A 2531-nucleotide genomic window follows, 5' to 3' on the forward strand; every position below is an offset into this window, starting at 1 on the left:
GGTGTGAACCGGCCTGTGGGCGTGGGCGGTTGCGCCAGGCGCGGCGTACGAGGTTGGCGCCGGCGAAGAGGACCAGGACGCCGCTCGCGATGCCCAGCCAGGCGATCACCGAGGGGGTCGCGGCGGAACCGGCCGTGACCAGGAGGCCCAGACCGATCACGCCGAGGGTGTGGGTGACGGTGACCGAGGCGGCGAGCGGGAGGACGTCCTTGAGGCGGGCGCGCCCGCCCCGCGCGGCCGCCGTGGCCGCCATCAGGGTCTTGCCGTGACCGGGCGCGAGCGCGTGCATCGCGCCCAGCGCGACGGCGATGAGGAGGGAGAGCGCGGCGAAACCGACCGTGAGGTGGTGACGGGCCACCAGATCGTTCAGGGCCTGCGTCCAGCGGTCGGCGCCGCGCGGCAGCACGGAGGCGGCGGGCGGTTCCGACGTGGACTGGTCGGCGTCGGTGAGGGCCGGGCCGCCGGGGCGCGCGTGCAGGGACGCCGTCGTGGTGTCGGCGGGGGAGGAGAGCAAGTCCTTGGGGTAGCTGGTGAGTTCGCGCGAGATCGACTTCTTCGCCACGTCCGACTTGGTGAGCGTCATCCGGTCGGCGCGCGCGGTGATCTCCCGCCAGCCCGGTCCGGTGGTCAGTCCCGCGCTGTGGAAGCCGAGGGTGACCGTGCTCCCCTTGGGCAGCGCGGCGGTCGAACCGCACTCCACCCGCAGGGTGTTGAGCCCGGCCTGCCCGGGCCGCAGGCGCGCGGTGCTGGTGCCGGGCGTGAGGGCGACCGTACGGCCGTCGACGGTGACCTTGCTGTCCTCGGCGGCCTTGTCGCAGCGCTGCCGGGCCCACTCGGTCATGCCCAACTGCTTGATGTCCGGCTTCACTTGGGTCGCCGGGATCTCGGCGAGGTCCTCGATGTGCGTGACGCGCAGCTCGCCCGGGGCGACGACGAGACCGTCGTAGCGGTTGACGGTGAAGTTGCCGAGGGGGTGCGCGCTCGCGGCGGCCGTGGGGACGAGCAGGAGCGCGCCGGCGGCGGTGAGGACGGCCGCGGCGGAGGCGAACAGGCGGCGGGCGGGCCTCACTTGGAGGCGGCGGGTGGACTTCACTTGGTCGCCTCCAATGCCTTACGGGCCTTGCTCGCGCCGAGCGGCGAGAAGCCCGGGTTCAGCTTCAGGGCCTTGGTCAGGTGGGCGCGGCCGTCCGCCTTGTGGCCGGTGGCGAGTTCGATCGTGCCGAGGTGGTAGATGAACGAGGCGTTGTGGTAGCCGGTGGCCGTGGCCTGGCGGGCGTAGGGGAGGGCCTCCTTGTCGAGTCCGTTGACGTGCAGGGCCCAGGCGAGGGCGTCCGCCGTGTGCACGGTGTGCCGGCGGGCCCACTCGGCGCGGGCGGCCTTCAGGGCCGACTTGACGTCCCCGTGGTCGGCGGCGGCGAGCGCGGTGTCCAGGTCGGCGTTGACGCCGTTGGCGCGGGCGAGGACGATCCAGGCGTCGACGAGGGCGTACTGGTCGTCGGCCTTCGCCTTGTCGCCCTCGGCGCCCCGGCTCTCGTACAACTCGCCGAGTTCCACGAGGGGTTGGGGCAGCGGGTAGCGGGAGACGACCAGCTCCATGCCCTTGATGGCCTCGGCGCGGTCGCCCAGGGCGGCCTGGGTGCGGGCGCGGCCCTCCAGGGCGGGGAGGTAGTTCTCGTCGGCGGCGAGGGCGCGGCTGTAGTCGTCGAGGGCGGTCTTGTAGTCGCCCTGGTTCCAGGCGAGTTGGCCGAGCGTGCCGGCCACGTACGAGATGTCGCCGGGGGAGGTGGCGGCTGCGAGGGCCTGTTCCAGGACCCTGCGGGCCGTGGTGACGTCGCCGCGCAGCTCGTGCACGTACGCGTACCGGGTGAAGACCGGGACGCCGGGCTTGCGGGCGTCGGCGAGGTCGGCGGCTTTCGACGCGTCGGCGTAGCGGCCGAGTTCGACGAGCGCGTCGATCCGCGAGCACAGGGCGCGCTCGCTGTACGGGTTCTCCTTCAGCACCTGGTCCGCGTAGGTCAGCGCCTCCGCGAACTCGTGCCGGGCGGCGGCGAGCGCGGCGCGGCCCTCGAGTGCGTTCTCGTTTCCGGGCGAGATCTTCAACGACCGTTGCAGGGCGGCCTGCGCCTGCGGGTACCGGGACGGGTCACCCTTCGTCCTGGCCTGCTCCACATACGCCAGCCCGAGCGTCGCCCACCCGTCGAAGTCCTTGGGCTGCGTCCTGAGATGAGCCTGTAGCGAGGCGATACTCGCGTCCAGACTCCCACTGGCGAGCAACTCCGGCGACACGGCACTGGCCGCGGCGACCCCCGTGGCCCCACTGTCCTTGGCCGCCCCGATGGCGATGGCCCCGGCGGTCATCGCCACGGCCAACAAGGCCGCACAACCGGCGAGTTGAACGGCCCGCCAGCGACGACTCGCGGCGGCCACCCGGCGTACGGCGGCGATGCGGTCGTCGTCGGTGTGGGAGTGGACTCGGACCGTCCTCCAAGGTCGCCTCGGCCGTGGTGCTCGTCTTCTTCCCGGTGTTCTTC

1 protein-coding gene and 1 pseudogene are annotated in these 2531 nt (G+C 72.9%); both read right to left on the reverse strand.

Annotation, left to right across the window (positions count from 1 at the left end; translation table 11 throughout):
* Positions 1-1093: pseudogene (locus ACNFOC_RS53175) on the reverse strand (nickel transporter); the annotation flags it as partial.
* Positions 1090-2531, reverse strand: a 1442-nt coding sequence (locus ACNFOC_RS53180) for a tetratricopeptide repeat protein (RefSeq protein ID WP_416966138.1), incomplete at its 5' end; no start/stop codon positions are given. The gene ACNFOC_RS53180 and the pseudogene ACNFOC_RS53175, both read right to left, overlap by 4 nt.

This window comes from Streptomyces colwelliae (assembly GCF_048158785.1).
Lineage (GTDB): Bacteria > Actinomycetota > Actinomycetes > Streptomycetales > Streptomycetaceae > Streptomyces.